Source organism: Candidatus Magnetominusculus dajiuhuensis (genome assembly GCF_046044395.1).
Classification (GTDB): Bacteria; Nitrospirota; Thermodesulfovibrionia; order Thermodesulfovibrionales; family Magnetobacteriaceae; genus Magnetominusculus; species Magnetominusculus dajiuhuensis.
In genome coordinates this window covers 1-2,653 of sequence record NZ_JBJUSG010000213.1, presented here as the reverse complement: position 1 = coordinate 2,653, position 2,653 = coordinate 1, and the positions used below count along the sequence as shown (strand labels likewise).

The 2,653-nt window shown below is 50.2% G+C and carries 2 protein-coding genes; both read right to left on the bottom strand.

Features of this window, described 5'->3' with window-relative positions; translation table 11 throughout:
• Positions 1-59 precede the first annotated feature (59 nt).
• Positions 60-1,010 (bottom strand): radical SAM protein, encoded by a 951-nt coding sequence (locus tag AB7D94_RS16935; protein ID WP_420267247.1) that lies wholly within the window; start codon positions 1,008-1,010, stop codon positions 60-62.
• Positions 1,011-1,061: 51 nt separating this feature from the next.
• Positions 1,062-2,522 carry a hypothetical protein gene (locus AB7D94_RS16930; protein ID WP_420267246.1) on the bottom strand — a complete coding sequence of 487 codons (1,461 nt, stop codon included), beginning with the start codon at positions 2,520-2,522 and terminating at the stop codon, positions 1,062-1,064.
• Positions 2,523-2,653: the final 131 nt, after the last annotated feature.

The following is a 2,653-nucleotide window of genomic DNA, read 5'->3' as shown; positions in this document are numbered from 1 at the left end:
CTTTAGGACATTTCTACTTTGGTAGAATAGGACATTTCTATTTTGGTATTACATAGTTGCTATACAAAACACTGCGGGTCTTCCCCTGAGTAATCCCCGTTCATTGCATAGGCAACCGCCCTGCAGCCGCCGCACTGCCATCTGTAACGGCATTTTCCGCACTTGCCCGTGAGTGCGTCCCTGTCTCTCAGTGGATTTAATATCTCGTGTTCCCAGAGCTTCACGAAATCATCAACCATTATATTGCCTAATAATACCGGCAGTCTCCGGCATGGATACACTGAGCCATCGCTGTCTATGCAAATGCCGTTATATCCTATTGAGCAGCCGCTTACAACTCTGGGGCGTGCCCGCGGCCTTAAATATGGACCCCACAGTGGGTCTCTCAACGGCATTTCCACGCGATTTTCCAGCTTCAGCCTATGGCACAAATGAAACAGGTCTTTCACCTCGCCTTTAGACAGCGTACCGCCGTGATAAGACGCCCCCCTTCCTATGGGGACAAGCCTCGAAAACGAAAACCTCTCCACCTTCAGGGCTATAGCCTCGTCATAAACAGATCTAAGCCGCGTGTGATTGGCCCCCGACAGGGTCATCATTATAGTTACGGCGATTCCTGCTTCTTTTAGTATTGCCGCACCTTCCATTGCCTTTTCGTAGGCAAATTCCCCTCTTATGGCATTATGTGTTTCTTTATCCCCGTCCAGAGATATTTGCACAATCCTGCAGTTGGCCTCTGTCAACATCCTCGCATTGTCCCTGCTCAGCAGTGTGCCGTTGGATAGAATCCTCGTGGGCATCTTCCTTTTTCGAGCCTCCTCAAGAAGGACAAACAAGTCCTCTGACATGAGCGGCTCACCTCCGGTAATCTGTATCCTGCCCCTCAGGCGCATTCGTTTTAAGAAGTCATCATACTTTTCGATAACGCCTATGAGGGCATCGCGGCCTGATTGAGGCTTACTATCCCCCATATAGCAGTGGCTGCATCGTAAGTTGCAGCGGTTTGTGATGTGCCATTGAAGGTAAAAATAGTCGTCAAATCCCGATATTCTCAGAATGGCCTAATCGCCTCCGCCACCGCCGCAACCACCGCAGCCGCCGCTTCCACCGCCGTCACCACCACCGCTGCCTGAGGAGTCACTGCTGCCGCAGCCTGAACACCCCGACGATGAGCCGCCCTGTAATACACGAGCGTACGAAGCATAGCCTAAGTCTCCTTCGAAAACCGTCCCCGCAAGGATTTGAAGCCCTAAAATCGCTACCCCATAACTAATAATAGGATTGCCCGCCCGTACGACAAACGAATGGTCTTCCACAGTCTTTTCCCATTTTTCTAACGCATACCTGGCCCTTCCAGACTTGGGACGGCGCGTATACAACACCACAGCCACCGCCGCGCCAACCACAGGGGCAATGAGAGAGGCCATCAAATAGATGCTGTCCACCCTTGAGAATTTCCACGCGGCGGTCATAATTATCGCGGCAAGCACTGAGGCCGATATAACCCTTCCCGCCGCCGCCTTCGCCGCTGTGGCGTCTTTCAGCAGCCCCTTCCATGTCAGGGAATTGAGCATCTCTTTCTTGTACCCTCGCTTTGGCTCATCATCCCGGAATAAATGCTTCAGCGTACGCCGACCACTAAAAAACCCCATGAGCAGTGTTTCATACGCGTAGAGCGTGTCGTCAGCTTTCAGGGCTTGCAGTTCATTTGGCGGTGTCTTTATTAAGTGCCCTAATTGGAGCAGGTCAAATACCGCCACACAGATAGAGTGTTTTATCCCCTTCTTTAAGAATCCGGCCTCTGCCGGGGTAATCTCTCTTGTGTCAAGCCGTGAGCAATCAGGGAGACGCCTGATATTAATAACTATGTACAGGACTAAAAACAGTGCCGCGCCCAGCATAACCGCAAAAAAACCAAATGAATGTCCACCAAACGAAGGTTTCACTCTCAGGCTGAACGCCGTCTCGGCAAGCAGGGGCTGAACTATTTGAATCGCCTGCCTGCCGTCTGCCGTCGTCCTGTTAAATGACGTGAAGTTGGTGTCAAGCCAGTTGTCAACAAACCCCGGTGGAAAGATAAACGTATATACCGCGTTATTGACGGGAATTTGCCATTTGCCAACCCATTGGGAGTCAAACGAGCTATAAAGCAGCCTGTCTTCAATGGCGTCTTCCATGATGAAGGTGATAACGATTGTCTTACTTCCCGATGTAACACGCGGGAAATCATAGCTTATCTTAGTCTCTCTGAGTTTCTCCACAGTAAGGTTAACAGATCCGCCGTCGCTATCGGCCACCATGACATTTGAAATCTTCCCCGGGCCGACAAACTTAAAACCGCCGGTCAGAGGCTGGTCAGCCGCGTAGGTAATCCGTAGCACAACCTGCACGTTGGCATACTGCCCTGCGCTGTTTTGAGCCGCCTCAAACACCGCCTCATAGCGGCTTAGATAAACTTCGGCAGAGCCAGCGCCTGCCATCAGCAAAACAAGTAATAACGCCAGACATAACGCCTCTTTCATGGTTTTATCTCCAAAAATTATTTTTACAATATTAACTTATTGAGTTTAGCAATATCCAGTAATGTGTAACCTTTCGCAGGGCAAACGCACTATATGCGTTTTGTTGTTATTTCAGAGCCAGACTAATTCAA